17 protein-coding genes and 1 pseudogene are annotated in these 18,781 nt (G+C 46.4%); 7 read left to right on the top strand and 11 right to left on the bottom strand.

The window, feature by feature from the left end:
• Window positions 1-245, bottom strand: a pseudogene (locus ICN17_RS06200) (hydroxymethylbilane synthase); the annotation flags it as partial.
• A 43-nt stretch (window positions 246-288) separates the two neighbouring features.
• Between ICN17_RS06200 and argH the strand changes: the two are divergent.
• Genes argH through ICN17_RS06185 form a run of 3 tightly spaced genes read left to right on the top strand, consistent with a single transcriptional unit; the run spans window position 289 to window position 3,790 of the window.
• Window positions 289-1,707, top strand: coding sequence for an argininosuccinate lyase (gene argH / locus ICN17_RS06195; protein ID WP_216236591.1), 1,419 nt, complete (start codon window positions 289-291; stop codon window positions 1,705-1,707).
• Window positions 1,708-1,712: 5 nt separating this feature from the next.
• Window positions 1,713-2,264 (top strand): TRAP transporter small permease subunit, encoded by a 552-nt coding sequence (locus ICN17_RS06190; protein WP_216236590.1) that lies wholly within the window; start codon window positions 1,713-1,715, stop codon window positions 2,262-2,264.
• Window positions 2,261-3,790, top strand: coding sequence for a TRAP transporter large permease subunit (locus tag ICN17_RS06185; RefSeq protein WP_216236589.1), 1,530 nt, complete (start codon window positions 2,261-2,263; stop codon window positions 3,788-3,790). The genes ICN17_RS06190 and ICN17_RS06185 overlap by 4 nt, the downstream gene beginning before the upstream one ends.
• A gap of 47 nt (window positions 3,791-3,837) precedes the next feature.
• On the opposite strand, the gene ICN17_RS06180 is transcribed toward ICN17_RS06185, so the two are convergent.
• From ICN17_RS06180 to ICN17_RS06165, 4 genes are all read right to left on the bottom strand, one after another.
• On the bottom strand, window positions 3,838-6,105 hold the full coding sequence (locus ICN17_RS06180) for an arginine/lysine/ornithine decarboxylase (protein WP_216236588.1): 2,268 nt from the start codon (window positions 6,103-6,105) through the stop codon (window positions 3,838-3,840).
• Window positions 6,102-7,016 carry an ion channel gene (locus tag ICN17_RS10450; RefSeq protein WP_216236587.1) on the bottom strand — a complete coding sequence of 305 codons (915 nt, stop codon included), beginning with the start codon at window positions 7,014-7,016 and terminating at the stop codon, window positions 6,102-6,104. Before ICN17_RS10450 ends, ICN17_RS06180 begins: the two co-directional genes overlap by 4 nt.
• 13 nt (window positions 7,017-7,029) lie before the next feature.
• Window positions 7,030-7,596: a dCTP deaminase gene (dcd, locus tag ICN17_RS06170; RefSeq protein ID WP_216236586.1), complete on the bottom strand. Its 567-nt coding sequence runs from the start codon at window positions 7,594-7,596 to the stop codon at window positions 7,030-7,032.
• A gap of 63 nt (window positions 7,597-7,659) precedes the next feature.
• A complete protein-coding gene (locus ICN17_RS06165) occupies window positions 7,660-8,499 on the bottom strand; it encodes a formate dehydrogenase accessory sulfurtransferase FdhD (RefSeq protein WP_216236585.1) in 840 nt (279 codons plus the stop codon).
• A 152-nt stretch (window positions 8,500-8,651) separates the two neighbouring features.
• Here ICN17_RS06165 and metG point away from each other — a divergent pair, with 152 nt between their 5' ends.
• The 4 genes from metG (at window position 8,652) to panC (ending at window position 12,318) form a co-directional block, all read left to right on the top strand.
• A complete protein-coding gene (gene metG, locus ICN17_RS06160) occupies window positions 8,652-10,328 on the top strand; it encodes a methionine--tRNA ligase (protein WP_216236584.1) in 1,677 nt (558 codons plus the stop codon).
• Window positions 10,329-10,425: 97 nt separating this feature from the next.
• On the top strand, window positions 10,426-10,614 hold the full coding sequence (locus tag ICN17_RS06155; protein ID WP_216140071.1) for a DUF3460 family protein: 189 nt from the start codon (window positions 10,426-10,428) through the stop codon (window positions 10,612-10,614).
• The gene (locus ICN17_RS06150) at window positions 10,607-11,470 is read left to right on the top strand and encodes a ScpA family protein (protein ID WP_087908566.1); all 864 of its coding nucleotides are present in this window, start codon (window positions 10,607-10,609) and stop codon (window positions 11,468-11,470) included. Before ICN17_RS06155 ends, ICN17_RS06150 begins: the two co-directional genes overlap by 8 nt.
• Complete coding sequence (gene panC / locus ICN17_RS06145) at window positions 11,467-12,318, top strand: pantoate--beta-alanine ligase (RefSeq protein ID WP_216236583.1); 852 nt, start codon at window positions 11,467-11,469, stop codon at window positions 12,316-12,318. Before ICN17_RS06150 ends, panC begins: the two co-directional genes overlap by 4 nt.
• 59 nt (window positions 12,319-12,377) lie before the next feature.
• Here the strand turns inward: panC and ICN17_RS06140 are convergent, their stop codons facing one another.
• The 6 genes from ICN17_RS06140 to oxc all read right to left on the bottom strand — a co-directional run bounded on the left by ICN17_RS06140 (window position 12,378) and on the right by oxc (window position 18,597).
• Complete coding sequence (locus ICN17_RS06140) at window positions 12,378-12,692, bottom strand: hypothetical protein (protein WP_216236582.1); 315 nt, start codon at window positions 12,690-12,692, stop codon at window positions 12,378-12,380.
• Between the two features lie 85 nt (window positions 12,693-12,777).
• Window positions 12,778-13,710, bottom strand: a complete 933-nt coding sequence (locus tag ICN17_RS06135) for a methionyl-tRNA formyltransferase (protein ID WP_216236581.1) — start codon at window positions 13,708-13,710, stop codon at window positions 12,778-12,780.
• Window position 13,711: 1 nt separating this feature from the next.
• On the bottom strand, window positions 13,712-14,959 hold the full coding sequence (gene frc, locus ICN17_RS06130) for a formyl-CoA transferase (protein ID WP_216236580.1): 1,248 nt from the start codon (window positions 14,957-14,959) through the stop codon (window positions 13,712-13,714).
• Between the two features lie 128 nt (window positions 14,960-15,087).
• Window positions 15,088-15,516, bottom strand: a complete 429-nt coding sequence (locus tag ICN17_RS06125; RefSeq protein ID WP_216236579.1) for a PAS domain S-box protein — start codon at window positions 15,514-15,516, stop codon at window positions 15,088-15,090.
• 71 nt (window positions 15,517-15,587) lie between these two features.
• Complete coding sequence (gene frc, locus ICN17_RS06120) at window positions 15,588-16,838, bottom strand: formyl-CoA transferase (protein ID WP_087908555.1); 1,251 nt, start codon at window positions 16,836-16,838, stop codon at window positions 15,588-15,590.
• A gap of 49 nt (window positions 16,839-16,887) precedes the next feature.
• A complete protein-coding gene (gene oxc / locus ICN17_RS06115) occupies window positions 16,888-18,597 on the bottom strand; it encodes an oxalyl-CoA decarboxylase (RefSeq protein ID WP_216236578.1) in 1,710 nt (569 codons plus the stop codon).
• Between the last annotated feature and the right edge of the window lie 184 nt (window positions 18,598-18,781).

The raw sequence follows: 18,781 nt of genomic DNA, 5'->3' as shown, positions 1-18,781 counted from the left end.
GCCGTTTCGAGCTCTTTGACAAACAGACCCTTACCGCCCACTTTAGATAAGGCCTTATCCAAAATCTGATCCCCCCGGGTGGTCATCCCCAGAATCTGGACATCACAGCCCGGATAGAGCTTTTGCAAGCAAGCTTGTAGGTGCTGCGCCTGCCACATGGCTAGGCGAGATTCGCGGGAGGCAATCACGAGGCGCTTGGGGGCCACAGGGGTAGTGCCAGAGGAGGAATTTAGGGTTTGGGACATAGCATTTAAAATAATCAAAGACCTACACCAATATACTGTGTTTATGAGCTCATCTAAAAATTCCTTAGCCAACAAAGCCCAAGCTTGGTCGGCCCGTTTTGACGAACCAGTCGACGAACTTGTCCAGCGTTATACCGCTTCTATTGGCTTTGATCAGCGCTTTGCCATGGTCGATATTGCTGGCTCCTTGGCTCACGCCCAAATGTTGGCGGCTCAAAAGATTATTAGCGCTCAAGATTTGGCTGATATCCAAAAGGGTATGGCTCAAATCAAGAGTGAGATTGAGTCTGGCCAGTTTAATTGGCAAATAGCACTAGAAGATGTTCATCTCAATATTGAAGCACGCCTGACTGAATTAGTTGGCGATGCAGGAAAGCGTTTACATACTGGTCGTTCACGTAATGACCAAGTAGCTACCGATTTACGTTTATGGTTACGTGGTAGCGTTGATGAAATTTCCGCCACCCTCAAAACCTTACGCACCGCTCTCTTAGATTTAGCAGAAAAGCATGCTAGCACCATCATGCCTGGCCATACTCATCTGCAAGTTGCACAACCTATTACTTTTGGTCATCACCTCATGGCCTATTTCGAAATGTTTAGTCGTGATGCTAGTCGCTTAGCTGATTTGCGTGCACGCTTTAATCGTCTTCCTCTGGGTGCTGCTGCTTTAGCTGGCACCACTTACCCCATTGATCGGGAGCAAGTGGCTAAGGCACTAGGCTTTGATGGTATTTGCAATAACTCATTGGATGCCGTGTCTGATCGGGATTTTGCAATTGAGTTCTGCGCCTTCGCATCCATCTTGATGATGCATGTGTCACGTCTCTCCGAAGAGCTCGTGCTTTGGCTCAGCCCACGTTTTGGCTTTATTGATCTGCCAGATCGTTTCTGCACTGGCAGCTCCATCATGCCGCAGAAAAAGAATCCTGATGTTCCTGAACTAGCGCGTGGCAAGACTGGTCGAGTCTACGGCGACCTCATGTCCCTATTAACACTCATGAAGAGTCAGCCGCTCGCCTACAACAAAGATAACCAAGAAGATAAAGAGCCTTTATTTGATGCGGTCGATACCGTGCAAGATACCTTGCGTATTTTTGCTGATATGGTTCCACATATCGAAGTTAAAGCAGATGTCATGAAAGCTGCCGCTGAGGAAGGCTTTGCAACAGCAACTGACTTAGCGGATTACTTGGTTAAAAAAGGTCTCGCCTTCCGTGATGCGCATGAAGCCGTTGCACATGCAGTGAAGGCCTGTGTGGGCAGAAACTGCATGCTTACTGACTTGAGTCTTTCAGAATTACGCTTTGCCTGTGGTCTTGATAACCGTCCTGAACTCATCAGCGACGACGTCTTTGCCTTACTGACAGTTGATGGCTCTGTGCAATCACGCCAGCACGCTGGAGGCACCGCACCTTCTCAAGTACTGGCTGCCATCAAACGGGGTCGTGCAGACCTCTAGATCGCATGGGGTTTTGGTCCAAGCTATCTGCGGGTATTGATCGCGTAAACCAACTGCTGGGTAAAGCTGCCAGCATCATGATCCTACTGTCTTGCGTAGTCTCGGCAAGCAATGCCCTACTTCGCTACGGCCTAGATATCAGCAATAACTGGCCTCTTGAGCTGCAATGGTATTTATTTAGCGCCGCAGTCATGTTGGGCGCAGCCTACACACTCAAACGTAATGAGCATGTGCGAGTTGATTTAATTTACTCACGCCTTTCGGATCGCGGTCGTATTTGGGTGGATTTATTTGGCTTAGTTCTATTCTTAATGCCAGCTTGCATGCTGTTTACTTGGCTCTCATGGACAACCCTCTTTTATCCATCATGGTTAGTCATGGAGCATTCTTCTAATTCTGGTGGCTTAGCGCGTTACCCTATTAAATTTGTTGTGCCATTTGGTTTCTTCATGTTGAGCCTGCAAGGTTTATCAGAGATCATCAAAAGAGTTGGCGTACTCAAAGGCGAAACTACTTTGCCCGCTGAAGATCTTCGTTATGAAAAGCCAATGCAATGATTCCATTGGAGTGGATGCCTCCCCTGATGTTTGCTGGCCTGATCGTCTTTATGCTGATCGGCTTTCCGGTGGCATTCTCCCTGATGGCTGCCGCTTTATTCTTTTCAGCAATAGCTATCAGCGAAGGTTTCTTTGGCATGCCATTTTTGCAAGCCATTCCGCAGCGCATCTTTGGTAGCGTGCTGGCGAATGATCTACTGCTAGCGATTCCATTCTTTACCTTTATGGGTGCGATTCTTGAACGCTGCGGCCTGGCTGAAGAGATGCTCGATTCTATGGGGCAACTGTTTGGCAGAGTGCGAGGTGGATTGGGTTACTCAGTCATCATCGTGGGATTTATTCTCGGTGCTATTACTGGCACTGTAGCTGCTCAGGTCATTGCTATGGCAATGATTGCTCTCCCAGTCATGATGCGTTATGGCTATAACATGCGATATGCCACGGGCGTTCTGGCAGCGTCTGGGACAATTACCCAATTAGTACCCCCATCCCTAGTTCTGATTGTGTTAGCAGATCAACTCAAGACTCAAAGTGGTAGCGCTGATGTTGGCAGCATGTATCTTGGCGCTTGGGGACCCTCACTGCTGCAGATTGCCCTATTTGTGCTCTATACATTTTTCTTAAGTCGGATTCGACCAGATTATTTACCAGTAGCTCCAGAGAGCGATCTCACGCTAAAGGGCTGGGCACTCTGGAAAAAATGTCTTCTGGGAATCATTCCATCGGCAGTGCTGATCTTTTTAGTTCTGGGCACCATCATGACTGGTATTGCGACCCCAACAGAGTCAGGCGCTATGGGTGCTATGGGTGCATTACTTTTAGCTTGGCTGCGTAGAGCCAGTATTACAAACCTCAGAGGTTTGATTCAGGAGGCTTATCAAAACACCATGCGCATTACTGCGATGGTGGTCTTTATTTTGATTGGATCGACTTGTTTCTCGGTAGTTTTTCAGGGAGTAGATGGCGGGCAATGGGTTGAGGCGCTCTTTGCAGATTTGCCTGGCGGCTGGGTTGGTTTCTTAATCATTGTTAACCTCTTTGTCTTTTTCTTGGCGTTCTTCCTGGACTTCTTTGAAATTGCATTCATTATCGTGCCGATGCTTGCGCCTGTAGCCGTGAAATTACTATCGCCTGTACTGCTAGATTCTATGAATGGCAATCCGCAGGCAGCTGCAAGTGCTGCGCTTGTCTGGTTTGGGGTGATGCTCTGCGTCAACATGCAAACCTCATTCATGCACCCGCCGTTTGGCTTTGCTCTCTTCTATCTCAGGGGTGTGGCTCCAAAAGAAGTGAAGAGCAGCGATATCTATTGGGGTGCATTGCCTTGGGTAGGATTACAACTCATCATGGTGGCAGTAGTCATTGCCTTCCCTGCGTTAGTGACAACGCTATTGGATAAACCGGCGGCTGTTGTTCAAAGTCAGGACTTTAACTTCACGGCTGGTGAAGAATCCAAATCAGATTCGCCCAGTAAACTGGATGAGGATGCGCCGGTGACGTTTCAGTTGGATAAGCCAGTTAAATAAAAATCCCCGCTTCTGCAGGGCATTTTTCATTCAAGTCTCAAGAAACTTTAAAGCGTAATATCGCGCTCTTGTCTGACGCAATCAACGTAGTATTCACTGCGTCCATCGACATCCACTTTCACTAGGCCATGAATATCCGTTTCGAAGCCCGGAAACTTCTGATTAAAGTCTCTGGCGAAGTAGAGATAGTCAACGATACGCTTGTTAAAACGCTCACCTGGAATCAAGAGTGGAATACCTGGTGGGTATGGCGTTACCAACATTGCCGTTACGCGCCCCTCTAATTGATCAAGCGGCACACGATCAACTTCTTTATGCGCCATCTTGGCCCAAGCCTCAGAAGGCATCATAGCTGGAACCATATCGGAGGTGTACATCTCAGTAGTCATGCGGGCTACATCACGACCCTTATAGAACTCATGGATCTGTTGGCAAATATCTTTCAAGCCAACACGTTCATAGCGTGGGTGCTTCGCAACGAACTCAGGAAGTACTTTCCATAAGGGCGCATTCTTATCAAAGTGATCTTTGAACTGTTGCAGTTCCGTTACGAGCGTATTCCAGCGACCTTTAGTAATACCGATCGTAAACATAATGAAGAAAGAGTACAGACCGCACTTCTCAACAATCACTCCATGTTCAGCAAGATACTTCGTCACAATGCTTGCGGGGATACCCATTGAGCCAAAGTGACCTTCGATATCCAATCCTGGAGTAACGACTGTGGCCTTAATCGGATCCAGCATATTAAAGTCTTCAGCCAACTTACCAAAGTCATGCCAAGATGCATTGGGCTCCAAAATCCAGTCTGAACGCTCGCCAATGCCCTCATCCGCTAAGTGATCTGGGCCCCAGACCTTAAACCACCAATCAGCGCCAAACTTGTCATCTACCTCACGCATCGCGCGACGGAAGTCCATTGCTTCAGCAATCGACTCTTCGACTAAGGTAGTGCCTCCAGGCGATTCCATCATGGCAGCCGAAACGTCACAAGAAGCAATAATGGCGTACTGCGGGCTAGTAGAGGTGTGCATTAAATACGCTTCATTAAAGCAATCACGATCCAACTTAGTCTCTTCAGCGTCTTGAACCAATACTTGCGAAGCCTGTGACAAGCCAGCGAGCAACTTATGGGTCGACTGAGTCGCAAACATCAAACTCTTTTTGGTGCGCTTGCGATCAGAGCCAATCGCATGCATATCCTTATAGAAAGGATGGAATGCAGCATGCGGTAACCACGCTTCATCAAAGTGCAAAGAATCCACTTTTCCATCAAGCATATCCTTGATCATCTCGACGTTATAAACAATACCGTCATAGGTGCTTTGGGTCAGCGTCATCACGCGTGGCACTACGTTTTTATTCTTAATAAATGGGTTGGCATCAATCTTTTTCTTGATATTAGCCCACTCAAACTCTTCTTTAGGAATTGGGCCAATAATACCAAGGTGATTGCGAGTTGGCATTAAGAAAATTGGGATTGCACCCATCATCGTGATCGAATGAATCACAGATTTATGACAATTTCGGTCTACTAGTACCACGTCTCCAGGAGCAACGGTGGAGTGCCAAACAATTTTGTTAGATGTAGATGTGCCGTTAGTAACAAAGAACAAATGGTCGGCATTGAAGATGCGGGCGGCATTGCGCTCGCTCTGTAGCACTGGCCCAGTATGGTCTAGCAGCTGACCGAGCTCTTCTACGGCGTTACAAACGTCAGCGCGTAGCATGTTCTCACCAAAGAACTGATGGAACATTCGGCCAACCGGACTCTTTAGGAAGGCAACACCACCTGAGTGACCAGGGCAATGCCAAGAGTAAGAGCCCTCGGAAGCGTAATTCGTTAATGCGCGAAAGAATGGTGGCGCCAAAGAATCAAGATATACCTTTGCTTCGCGAATAATGTGGCGCGCTACAAATTCTGGAGTGTCTTCATTCATATGAATGAAACCGTGCAATTCACGCAAAATATCATTGGGCATATGACGTGAGGTACGCGTCTCGCCATACAAGAAGATAGGAATATCTTCATTACGTTTACGCACTTCAGTAATAAAGGCGCGCAAATTATTTAACGCGGGAAGGTCATGATCTTCAGAATCGGAATCAAACTCTTCATCATCAATTGAAACGATGAAAGAAGATGCGCGGGATGCTTGTTGTGCAAAAGAAGTTAAGTCACCGTAGCTTGTTAAGCCGATCACTTCCATGCCCTCTTGCTCGATGGCTTCAGCTAGGTCGCGAATACCCGAACCCGAAATATTTTCGGAACGAAAGTCCTCATCAATAATGATGATTGGGAAACGAAATTTCATAAAAACTCCCCTGCTGTTCGGTCCGATGTATTCGGAACCCACTTCTCAAAATTACTAAGATCAATCACCCGACCTCCGCCTGGCGAAACCGTGACTATATCGATAAATGTCGCATTTTGCTGGACATCTCTAGGTAAGTAAACATGGCGAGCATAAACCTGGTTTGCAAGGCTCTCATGGTAGCCAGTAAAGGTAATCAATAGGTGCCAATTGCCATCGAGGGCACTATTACCTAAATACTCACTTAAAGCGCTAGTCCCATCAATGCTATGCATTGCCATCCAAGTTAGAGAGAAGACCGGACTCTCAGAGCGATGCAAAGGCAGCTCGACAGATCGACGATAGCGCTCCCCTTCTGAGGTCATGCTTTCGGCAATGAGCCACAGTCGCAGCTGGGCCTCAACAATATGGGAACTCCGATCATTGGCAACTCTGAACTTTAGGGTCCTAGTGCCATCGTGATTACCAACTACTGCCACTTTAGAAAAGCGCACACCAGCAGTGGGTCTTGTAAAGCGTGCAAAGGCTAGCCCCGTCATTAAAGCAGAATAGACAATACCAAAAAATGCCTCAAAGGTCACAATCGCATTAGGCCAAGAACCCACTGGTGTCATACGACCATAACCAATCGTTGCCATAGTTTGCACACTGAAGAAAAAAACATCTAGGAGCGAACCAGGTTGCGCATGCGTAATTGCACCATCACCACAAGCAAGGTAAGCAAATGCAAATAGAAGATTGGCGCCCAAATACACCGCGATGACGAGCAGTAAGAAGCTGGTCCAGCTTGTACCTAGGAGCCAGTGGTAGAAATTATTTTCTGGACGCGCTACTTCAGAGCGCGTAAGGGTTGCGCGATACTCATCTAAGTCAATGCGCGCAGGGCTGCGATTGATGAGAAATTTACGCACTACCGAGAATAGCTTAGGTCTTGGGCAGGGTTACGCCCCGCTGACCTTGATACTTACCACCGCGATCTTTATATGATGTGCCACAGACTTCATCGCTCTCAAAAAACAGAACTTGCGCACATCCCTCACCTGCATAAATCTTTGCAGGTAATGGCGTGGTGTTAGAAAACTCTAGAGTGACATATCCTTCCCACTCTGGCTCGAATGGAGTGACGTTCACAATAATGCCGCAACGGGCATAGGTACTCTTACCAACGCAAACAGTTAATACACTGCGTGGAATCTTGAAATACTCAACCGTTCTAGCCAAAGCAAATGAATTTGGCGGAATGATACAAACATCACCCTTGAAATCAACAAAGGACTGTTCATCGAAATTCTTCGGATCAACAATGGTGCTATTGATGTTCGTAAAAATCTTGAATTCATCTGCGCAACGAATGTCATAGCCATAGCTTGATGTGCCATAACTAACAATTTTGTTGCCAGCGGCGTCTTCGCGAATTTGTCCAGGTTCAAACGGGCTGATCATGCCTTGCTCGCCCATGCGGCGGATCCAGTGGTCAGATTTAATAGTCATAGACGAATTGTAAAACCTTCGCCAGCCCAACCCCTCATTTATCGAGGTCCGAGGCCTTAAAAATTAGGTATTTTGGGTAAAAATCACTCGCTCAGGGGCGTTGTAGATCTCAAAGTGTTTTCCGGAGCAGCGAGACAGAATGGTAAGGTTGGTTTTACGAGCCAGCTCCAAGCCCATCAGAGTCACTCCTGAGCGGGTTAGGAGAAAGGGGACGCCCATTTGGGCCCCTTTAATAACCATTTCCGAAGTTAAGCGACCGGTAGTAAAAAAGATTAAATCTTTACCGGGCTTATTGGCCAGCCACATCAGACCAGAAATTGAATCGACCGCATTGTGGCGACCTACATCCTCAATAAAGTGAAGGAGTCGAACTCCATCGTCGCCCTCTCTCTCAAATACCGCACAAGCATGGACGGATCCAGACTTTTTATAGATTGAATCGTGAACCCGAATCGCGTCAATCAAGGCAACTATTGCCTCTTGGGATAATTTAGGCCCACCAGGTAAACGAATCTCCGACATCTCTTCCATCAGACCACCAAACATCGTGCCCTGGCCGCAACCCGTAGTGACAACCCTCTTGCTGGTTAGGGCCTCAATATCAACAGTGCTGCGGCGAGTCTTGACTGCTGCAGAGTCCGTCTCCCAATCAACCTGAATACTTTCGATATCGTCCGGGGATTCTACTAAACGCTGATTACGCAAATACCCAAGTACCAGGGCCTCAGGAGCACTTCCCAGGGTCATCAAAGTAACAACCTCGCGCTTGTCCAAATAAATGGTCAAGGAGCGCTCCCCGGGGATATGACTTAGCTTTTTCCTACCTGCCTCATCCAATATCTCCACCTCATGTACCAAAGGTACCGAGGCACTAGACATCTGAATATTGGGTGTTACGGCCATGAAACGCTTTCTGATTCGAGTAGAAATGGGAGTTTATCGGGATTTATGCAGACTTCGCGGTGTTTACTTTAACCGCAGACTAAAATCACTGCACAAGCTTGCATAATTGCGTATTACCCCTAATTTAACCTTCTTATTTAAGTCCGCATTACATGAGCAGCCCCCAGCGTCGCCTTCTTGTCACCTCAGCCTTGCCTTATGCCAATGGTCAAATCCATATCGGCCATTTGGTGGAGTATGTGCAAACCGATATCTGGGTACGCTTTCAACGGATGCGTGGGCATGAGGTTCACTACGTTGGTGCAGATGACACTCACGGCACTCCGATTATGTTGCGTGCGGAAAAAGAAGGCATCACACCCAAGGAGTTAATCGCCAATGTTTGGAAAGAACATAAGCGTGACTTTGACAACTTCCTCATCTCATTTGATAACTACTACACCACCGATAGCCCTGAGAATGAAAAACTAGCTCAGAGTATTTATCTCAAGTTACGCGATGCAGGATTGATTGAAAAGCGCGCGATTGAACAAGCTTACGATCCCGTCAAAGAAATGTTTTTACCGGACCGCTTCATTAAGGGCGAATGCCCCAAGTGCGGCGCAAAAGATCAATACGGTGACAACTGTGAAAAATGTGGCGCGACCTATTCTCCCACTGATTTAAAGAATCCATTTTCCGTAGTCAGCGGTGCAACACCCATCAAAAAGATTTCTGATCACTATTTCTTCAAATTATCCGACCCCCGCTGCGAAGAATTTTTGCGTGAATGGACTCAAGTAAAAACACCGCTACAACCTGAAGCTCGCAATAAGATGAAAGAGTGGGTTGGCCAGCCAGGCGAAAGTAAGTTAGGCGACTGGGATATCTCCCGAGATGCCCCCTATTTTGGCTTTGAGATCCCCGATGCCCCAGGTAAATACTTCTATGTCTGGCTTGATGCCCCGATTGGTTACTACGCTAGCTTTCTCAATTACTGCCAGGCCAAAGGCCTCAATTTTGATGAGTGGGTTAAGCCTGATACAAGCACTGAGCAATATCATTTCATTGGCAAAGATATTTTGTATTTCCATACCTTATTCTGGCCAGCGACGTTAAAGTTTTCTGGCTACCGCACGCCTACCAATGTATTTGCGCATGGCTTCTTAACCGTTGATGGTGAGAAAATGAGTAAGTCACGCGGCACATTAATCTCTGCTAATAGCGTGATTAAGTGCGGCTTTAACCCTGAGTGGTTCCGCTATTACTTCGCTACCAAGCTCAATGACAGTATGGAAGATTTGGATCTGAATCTGCAAGACTTTGTTGCGCGAGTCAATAGTGATTTATTAGGTAAGTACATTAACATCGCTAGTCGCAGCGCTGGCTTCTTGGTAAAACGTTTTGGTGGCGTTGTATCGGACGCAGCGATGAATACACCTTTACTCCAAGAAATTGCAGCATCCAGTGAAAAAATTGCTGAGCTTTATGAAGGGCGTGAATATGCTAAAGCATTGCGTACCATCATGGAGCTTGCTGACAAGGTCAATGGTTTCGTAGACGAAAATAAACCTTGGGAAATTGCCAAAGATCCAGAGCGAGAGGCGGACTTGCAACGCGTTTGTAGCGTTACCTTGGAAGCCTTCCGTATGCTCAGCCTTTATCTCAAGCCAGTGATTCCGCAGGTTGCGAGTGGCGTTGAAGAATTCCTCTCGCTACCACCGCAATCCTGGAGCGATATCAATATGCCGCTTTCGAGCAAAAACCCAATCCAGGCATATAAGCACCTCATGACGCGGGTAGAGGCCCCTCAAATTGAGGCTTTACTCGCGGCAAACTTGTCAAAATAGCCCTAAAAAGCACCTATAATGGTAGTCGTAGTCCCTAGATGACTTTTGGCATTAATTCCATAAGTTATTGAATTAATTGAGTATTTTAGGAAATACCATGGCAAGATATCAATCTGAATTCACCCAGTTCTTAAATGAACTCAAATCCGAGAAACCCAATCTCGAGGCGGAGCAACAAGCCGGTCGTGCCCTCTTATGGGACAAAGAACCATTAAGTGTTGAAGATCAACGCCGCGCTAAAGCCGCCAAATTGAAACAACGCGCCTACGTTTATTCGAATGACTGAGCCAAGCACTCAGCCAATATCCGATTTGCTTGATAGTACCCCGTCAGTAACTGATGGGATGTCAGAAGCATTCGCCAAACTATATGGCGAGCCATTATTCAAACTACCTACTGATCTTTATATCCCACCAGATGCGCTAGAAGTTTTCTTAGAAGCATTTGAAGGCCCCTTAGATCTTTTGCTGTATCTGATTCGCAAACAAAATTTCAACGTACTTGATATTCCGATGGCGCAGGTCACCCAACAGTACTTGACCTATATTGACCAGATTCGCCATTCAAATCTTGAACTTGCCGCCGAGTATTTATTAATGGCTGCAATGTTAATTGAAATTAAATCTCGCATGCTACTGCCAATGAAAAAGGCAGATAGTGAAGAGGAAGTGGAAGATCCACGCGCAGAATTAGTGCGCCGTCTCTTAGAGTACGAGCGCATGAAGTTGGCTGCTCAAGAGCTTGATCAAATTCCACAACAAGGTCGTGACTTCCAAGTAGCACATGGCTTTGTAGACACTACTGTTGCCATCACTTGGCCTGAAGTGAACTTAGATGACTTACAAATGGCTTGGCGTGATGTTCTTCACCGTGCCAAACTCAATCAGCATCACACCATTACACGTGAAGAACTTTCTGTCCGTGACTTTATGACACGTATTCTGCGTCGCTTACAAAGCACGCGCTTCATTGAATTCGGTGAATTGTTTGAAGAAGCTATTAAGTCTGGCAATGGTATTCCGGTAGTGATTGTCAACTTTATTGCTATGCTAGAACTTTCGCGTGAAGCTTTAATTGAGATCACTCAAGCCGAGCCCTATGCACCAATTTACGTCCGACTTGCCTACACACCTGTTGCATGAAAATCATTAGCGACATTCAGGAGTTGCGCGACCATTTGCGCGGACAAAACCGCGCTTCATTTGTGCCAACAATGGGAAACTTGCATGAGGGTCATTTATCACTCATGCGTCTTGCAAGACAGCATGGTGATCCAGTCGTTGCCAGCATCTTCGTAAACCGCTTGCAGTTTGGTCCGAACGAAGACTTCGATAGCTATCCGCGTACGATGCAGGCCGACATCGAGAAGCTAGAAAAAGAAGGTGTTTACATTCTCTTTGCGCCGACTGAGCGTGATCTTTACCCGCAGCCACAAGAGTATCGGGTAGACCCACCCCAGCAATTAGGCGATATCCTCGAAGGTGAATTCCGCCCCGGGTTCTTCAAAGGGGTTTGCACGGTAGTACTCAAACTATTCTCTTGCGTGCAACCTAAGGTTGCCGTATTCGGTAAAAAAGATTATCAACAGCTCATGATTATTCGGAGAATGGCAAAACAGTTTGCCTTACCAGTTGACATTATTCCTGGTGAAACTATTCGTGCTGATGATGGTCTAGCCCTCTCCTCCCGCAATGGCTATCTCTCGGCAGAAGAGCGCGCAGAGGCACCTGAGCTCATGAAAACATTGAAGGAGGCGCGCCAACGAGTCCTCGATTTAAATGTGCGCAATGCAACATTACTATCAGAGATTGAAAAAGCTGCCGTCACCTCTCTTGCTGGTCGGGGCTGGAGTCCAGATTACATCGCTATCCGTCAGCAAAGTGACTTAGCGCCTGCTTCTAATGAAAGTCTGCAAGCTGGTGAGCCGCTCGTGATTCTCACTGCAGCCAAGCTTGGCAAAACCCGCTTGATTGATAACCTAGAGATTTAATTTCTAATATTGCGAAGACTCTTCTTTGCCGATCTTTGGGCGTCGAAAAACTTTGATGACTAAGCTCTAATCTTAGGCTTAGTCATTGCCATTAACTCAGTCTGCGTCAGCTTAGAGCCCACTACATCCTTAATAAGGTAAACAATAACTTCAGAGGTAAATGTTTGTAGCTTCTCTCTTGTGGATAAATTCATTCCCCGTGACAAGGAAACCAATATCTCATTAGGGTTGATATTTCTTAAATTTGGATGATCAATCTTACTAATTTGCATCATATGAACTAGGGCCTCACCCGCATTTGCATTTTTACTGAAATGGGTGTTGTAGGCTTGGCTCATATTATGTATGAGATTGCTTTCATTAATTGCCGTCATGTTTAGCTCTATTGCATTAAAAAGTTTATGCTGATTATTCTATATGAATCTCAAAGAGATTTTTCATGCGCCCAGAATGATAGGTCTAGAGTACTAAAAACTGACCTACTTGTAGACTCAACTCTTTCGCCAATTCAGCACCAGTAACTTTTCCTGAAGCGCCTTTAGCTTTGAGAACCTCTATCTGTCCGCCATGACAGGCGACGAAGAATGAATCTAGTGTGATCTGGGTTACTTCCCCTGGCTTACCCTTAACGGCACCAAAGGTTGCAGCCACATGCTTATGACAATCGAAGATCTGTATCTTTTGTTCACCAAACTTCGTCCATGCACCAGGCGCTGGATTACAAGCTCGAATGAGATTGTAGATTTGACTAATATGCATCGCCCAATGAATCTGTGCAGCGTTTGCATCAAACCAACCTTCATAGTTTGCTTTTGATTCATCTTGAATAATTTCTTGATGTTTACCGGCAACCACTAAGTCAGCAGCCTCTAGCAGTGCTTTTACGCCAATCGGAAAAAGATGATCAAAGTAGATTTTTCCTAATGTGTCGTTCGGCCCAATAACAACTTCTTTTTGCAAAATCACTTCGCCTTCATCCAAACCATCGGATGGACGGAAGATCGTTAAGCCGGTTTTCTCTTCACCTAACGCAATCGCCCAATTAATTGCGCTTGGACCGCGATACTTAGGTAGAAGTGATGGGTGGTACTGAATAGTGCCGTGCTTTGGAATTTTGCAAAGCTCTTGAGGTACAAACTGCAATACATACGCCATGACGCAGATATCAGCACCGCTATCAATCATGGCTTGAGCAGCCTCAGGCCCCTTTAGGGAAGAGAATTGCAAAGGGGTTAAGCCCTTTGCAAGCGCCGACTCTTTAAGGACCTCTGGCTTGGTTGATTTGGGATTGTCTGGTGGACAAAACACAGCAACAAGTTCATCACCACGATCTAAAAAAGCCTCTAATGTGGCCTTACCAAAATCGGCACTCCCAATCAACGCAACCCGCATCTTAGATAACCTTATCGTGACGAAGAGAAATTAATTCATCTGTGGAGTAACCTAATTCACTCAGAATCTCATCGGTATGCTCGCCCAGCAATGGCGAACGCGTCACATCAGTCGGGCTATCCGACATCTTGATTGGGTTACCGACAGTGAGGTATTTGCCACGGATTGGGTGATCAACTTCGACCACTGTACCTGTAGCTCGCAGTGCAGGCTCTTCTGCGATTTCTTTCATCGATAGAATTGGGCCGCATGGAACATCGTATTTGTTCAAGATGTCCATCACCTCAAACTTGCTCTTAGTCATTGTCCACTTTTCAATCTCGCCGAAGATCTCCATGAGGTGCGGTAAGCGCGCCATTGGGGAAGCAAATTTCACATCTGTAATCCAATCTTCGTGACCGATGACTTTACAGATCGCCTCCCAAACTGGAGCCTGAACCACTACATATATGTATGCATTTGGATCAGATTCCCAGCCCTTGCACTTCACAATCCAACCAGGCTGACCACCACCAGAAGCATTACCAGCGCGAGGTACAGAGTCGCCAAACTCACCGTTCGGGAACTGTGGATACTCTTGCATGATGCCATTGCGCTCCAAGCGCTGTTGATCACGTAACTTCACACGGCACAAGTTCAATACTGCATCTTGCATCGCTGCTAAGACCTTTTGGCCACGACCGGAATGGGTACGCTGATAAAGCGCAGTCACAATACCTAAGGCTAAATGCAAGCCCGTTCCGCTGTCACCAATTTGTGCGCCAGTAACCATCGGAGGGCCATCATCAAAACCAGTGGTGGATGCAGAACCGCCAGCGCATTGCGCAACGTTCTCATACACTTTGCAATCTTCATATGGGCCAGGACCAAAACCTTTTACAGACGCCATGATCATCATGGGGTTGAGCTCTTGAATACGCTCCCAAGAAAAACCCATACGATCTAATGCGCCTGGTGCAAAGTTCTCAACCAATACGTCACACTCTTTAATAAGGCGCTCAAGAATTTCTTTGCCTTTTTGAGTCTTAGTATTGACAGTAATGGAACGCTTGTTGTGATTCAGCATCGTAAAATACAAGCTATCCGCATCTGGAATGTCGCGCAGTTGTCCGCGGGTCGCATCCCCTTCGCCAGATTTTTCTACTTTAATAACGTCCGCACCAAACCAGGCAAGCAACTGAGTGCAGGTTGGTCCAGATTGAACGTGCGTAAAGTCGAGGATTTTGACTCCTTCAAGTGCTTTTGCCATGGTTTAAGTCCTAATAAGAATGAAATTTTGAATTGGAATAATTTTACCAGTGGGGAATTAGAGAAAATGGCCTATGCCCAATTTTTGGGCACCAACTGCGTTACAGCCTGTACAAAGGCCATATGAGGCTAAGACTGAGGGTTTTCAAGTTCCAAGAGGCGCTTTTTCAGGGCCCTTTCTTCAGCAAAACGCTCTGTTTCATCCCGAATTACGGCAACGATCCCATTGACCTTCTGATGCTCATCAAAGAGCATCCCTACCGTAAATGCTATGGAGAGCATGCTGCCATTCTGATGAAGCGCTGGTACTTTTAATAGTGATGTGCCGTAACGCGTAATCCCTGTTTCCATCGACTTACGACAGCCCTCGTTATGTCGATGACGTTGGCGCTCAGGAACAATCAAATCCAAGGTGTTGCCCAAGGCCTCTGCTTCGGAATATCCAAAGATACGAGTAGCGGCGGGATTCCACATCACAATTTTTTCATGGGCATCGACAACGATGATGGCATCCCCAACACATCCTACCAATTGATTTAAGTCAATATTCGTATTCATAGACGCAATCTAAAGATAAAAAAGGCGCTCACAAGGAGCGCCTTAAAGATGTTGCTAATTAATTATCGTTCTTAAACTGCTTTGGCTGTATGCAGCTTAGCGATGTCATCAGCGCTATAGCCAAGGTCAGCCAACACTTCATCGGTGTGCTCACCCAATACCGGAGATGGCTTCACTTCGATTTCCAAATCAGAGAACTTGATTGGGCTACCGATAGTCAAATACTTACCACGCACCTTGTGGTCCACTTCAACGATTGAACCGCTCTTACGCAGGTCAGGTGAAGCAGCCAATTCTTTCATGGAGAGAACTGGGGCGCATGGAATATCGAACTTGCGGAGAATATCCACAGCTTCATACTTAGTCTTGTCTTTGAGCCAATCCTCAATCGTTGCGAAGATGTCAAAAATCTTGTCTTGACGAGCTTCAGCAGTCATATAGGCTGGATCTGTTGCCCACTCTGGTTTGCCCAAAGCTTTAGTAATTGGCTCCCAAGCGTGACCTTGAATAGTGAAGTAGATGTAAGCATTTGGATCGGTTTCCCAACCCTTACACTTCAATACCCAGCCTGGCTGGCCACCACCACCAGCGTTACCGCCACGTGGAACTACATCAGTGAATGAGCCGTGCGGGTACTGTGGATACTCTTCCAAGTAACCCACTTTGTCCAAACGTTGTTGATCGCGCAACTTTACGCGGCACAAGTTCAATACAGCATCTTGCATAGAGCAAGAAACTTTTTGGCCTTTACCAGTCTTTTGACGTTGCATCAAAGCAGTCAAAATACCGATTGCCAGGTGCATACCAGTATTAGAGTCGCCCAAAGCTGCAGCAGAAACTGTAGGAGGACCATCCCAGAAACCAGTAGTAGAAGCTGCACCACCAGCACACTGAGCAACGTTCTCATACACTTTTAAGTCTTCATATGAGTGGCCATCGCTAAAGCCTTTAACAGATGCCAAAATCATTTTTGGATTCAATTCTTGAATACGCTGCCAAGAAAAACCCATACGATCCAATGCACCTGGACCAAAGTTCTCAACCATAACATCAGAAACCTTGATCATCTTCTCCAGTACTTCTTTACCTTCTGGAGTTTTTGTATCGAGGGTTAAAGAGCGCTTGTTGCCGTTGAGCATGGTGAAATACAAAGCATCCGCACCTGGAACGTCACGTAACTGACTACGGGTTACGTCACCTGAACCTGGACGCTCAACCTTGATAACGTCAGCACCATAAAAGCCCAATAACTGAGTACAGGCAGGACCTGCTTGTACGTGGGTGAAGTCAATAATGCGAATACCATCTAATGGTTTGGTCATGTTTGTTTCTCCTTAAGTGTTTCTTGTTTGCTTCTAAATTAATCTGTAATTACTTCTTAGCAGCTGCTGTGGATGGGTTTAAGTTTGTTAAACGTCCACTTTCAGTTCCTGCAGTTTCATCAATAACAGCATTGATGAGAGCTGGTTTACCGGCAGCAATAGCTTCTGTTAACGCTGCTTCCAATTCTGCTGGAGTAGTTACGTAGTAACCAACGCCACCAAACGCTTCAATCATCTTGTCGTAACGTGCATCCTTAACAAAAACAGTTGGAGCAACATCAGCGCCGCCAGTTGGATTGACATCGGTACCACGGTATACACCATTGTTGTTAAACACAACGGTTGTGATTGGCAAGTTATAACGGCAAACTGTTTCGAGTTCCATGCCGCTAAAGCCAAAAGCACTATCGCCCTCAACCGCAACTGTTGGCAAGCCACTTGTCACAGCAGCACCAATGGCATAACCCATACCAATACCCATAATTCCCCAAGTACCAGAGTCAAAGCGCTTACGTGGCTTATACATATCCACAATCGCACGGCAGTAATCCAAGGTGTTTGCACCTTCGTTTACTAAATTGACATCTGGGTTCTTCTTAATTACATCGCGAATCACACGCAATGCGCCATGGAAGTTCATTGGGTTTGCTTCTTTCGCCAATGTCTCAGCCATCTTGGCAGTGTTCTTATCTTTCTTTTCGGTAATTGCAGCAATCCACTCAGCACTTGGCTTAGGAACAGCAGAAATGCCCTTCAAGAGTTCACTAACGCATGAACCAATATCACCAATTAATGGGGCAGCGATTTGTACGTTGCTATCGACTTCGTTTGCTTGAATATCGATCTGAATAAATTTCTTAGGATCTTTGCCCCAAGTCTTACCCTTACCGTGAGCAAGCAACCAGTTCAAGCGTGCGCCAACCAACATTACTGCATCAGCTTCAGCCAATACAAATGAGCGCGCTGCAGAAGCAGATTGTGGATGGTTATCTGGCAACAAACCTTTAGCCATTGACATCGGCAAATAAGGAATTCCAGATTTTTCGATTAGGTCACGAATCTCTTTATCAGCTTGTGCATACGCAGCACCTTTGCCCAAGAGAATCAATGGACGCTTAGCGCCCTTCAATACATCTAAGGCACGCGCCACTGCATCGGCAGCTGGAATTTGACGGGGAACTGGATCGATTACTTTGAAAATAGATTTCTTGGCTTCATCAGCAGGCATTGTTTGAGCCAGCAACTGTGCTGGCAAGTCTAAGTACACACCGCCTGGACGACCAGATACTGCTGCACGAATCGCGCGAGCAAAACCAATGCCAATATCTTCAATGTGATTAATACGGTATGCAGCTTTGCAATATGGCTTAGCAGCGTTGAGCTGATCCATCTCTTCGTAGTCACCCTGCTGTAAGTCAACGATCTCACGCTCGCTTGAGCCAGAAATCAAAATCATTGGGAAACAGTTCACAGTAGCATTTGCCAGCGCTGTTAAACCATTCAAGAAACCTGGCGCAGAAACAGTCATGCAAATACCAGGCTTTTGTGTCATGTAGCCAGCAATCGCCGCAGCGTTACCAGCATGTTGCTCGTGACGGAAACCGATAAAGCGCAAACCTTCGGCTTGTGCCAAACGACAGAGGTCAGTAATTGGAATACCAACTAGTCCGAAAATCGTATCGAGGTCATTCGCCTTTAAAGCGTCAATGACGAGATGGAAGCCATCAGTTAGTTGTGTGTTTTGGTTATCTGTTGTCATAGAATTTTTATATGAATTGCGAGTCACCACAAAGTGATGGGTCTGTGCAATATAGCTTTCGCTAGCGTCTCCAATGAAGTTATTAATCGCACTACGGGTATTAGTCCCCGCTTAGGCAGAAATGAATATTAGGCTCGGGGTGGAGGTTCATCATTGACTTCGGTCAATTTCCCCCTAATTCAAG

Origin of the sequence: Polynucleobacter sp. 73C-SIWE (assembly GCF_018882465.1) — a bacterium.
Lineage (GTDB): Bacteria > Pseudomonadota > Gammaproteobacteria > Burkholderiales > Burkholderiaceae > Polynucleobacter.
The sequence above is the reverse complement of the archived record's forward strand: the minus strand, read 5'-3'. Positions and strand labels throughout refer to the sequence as shown.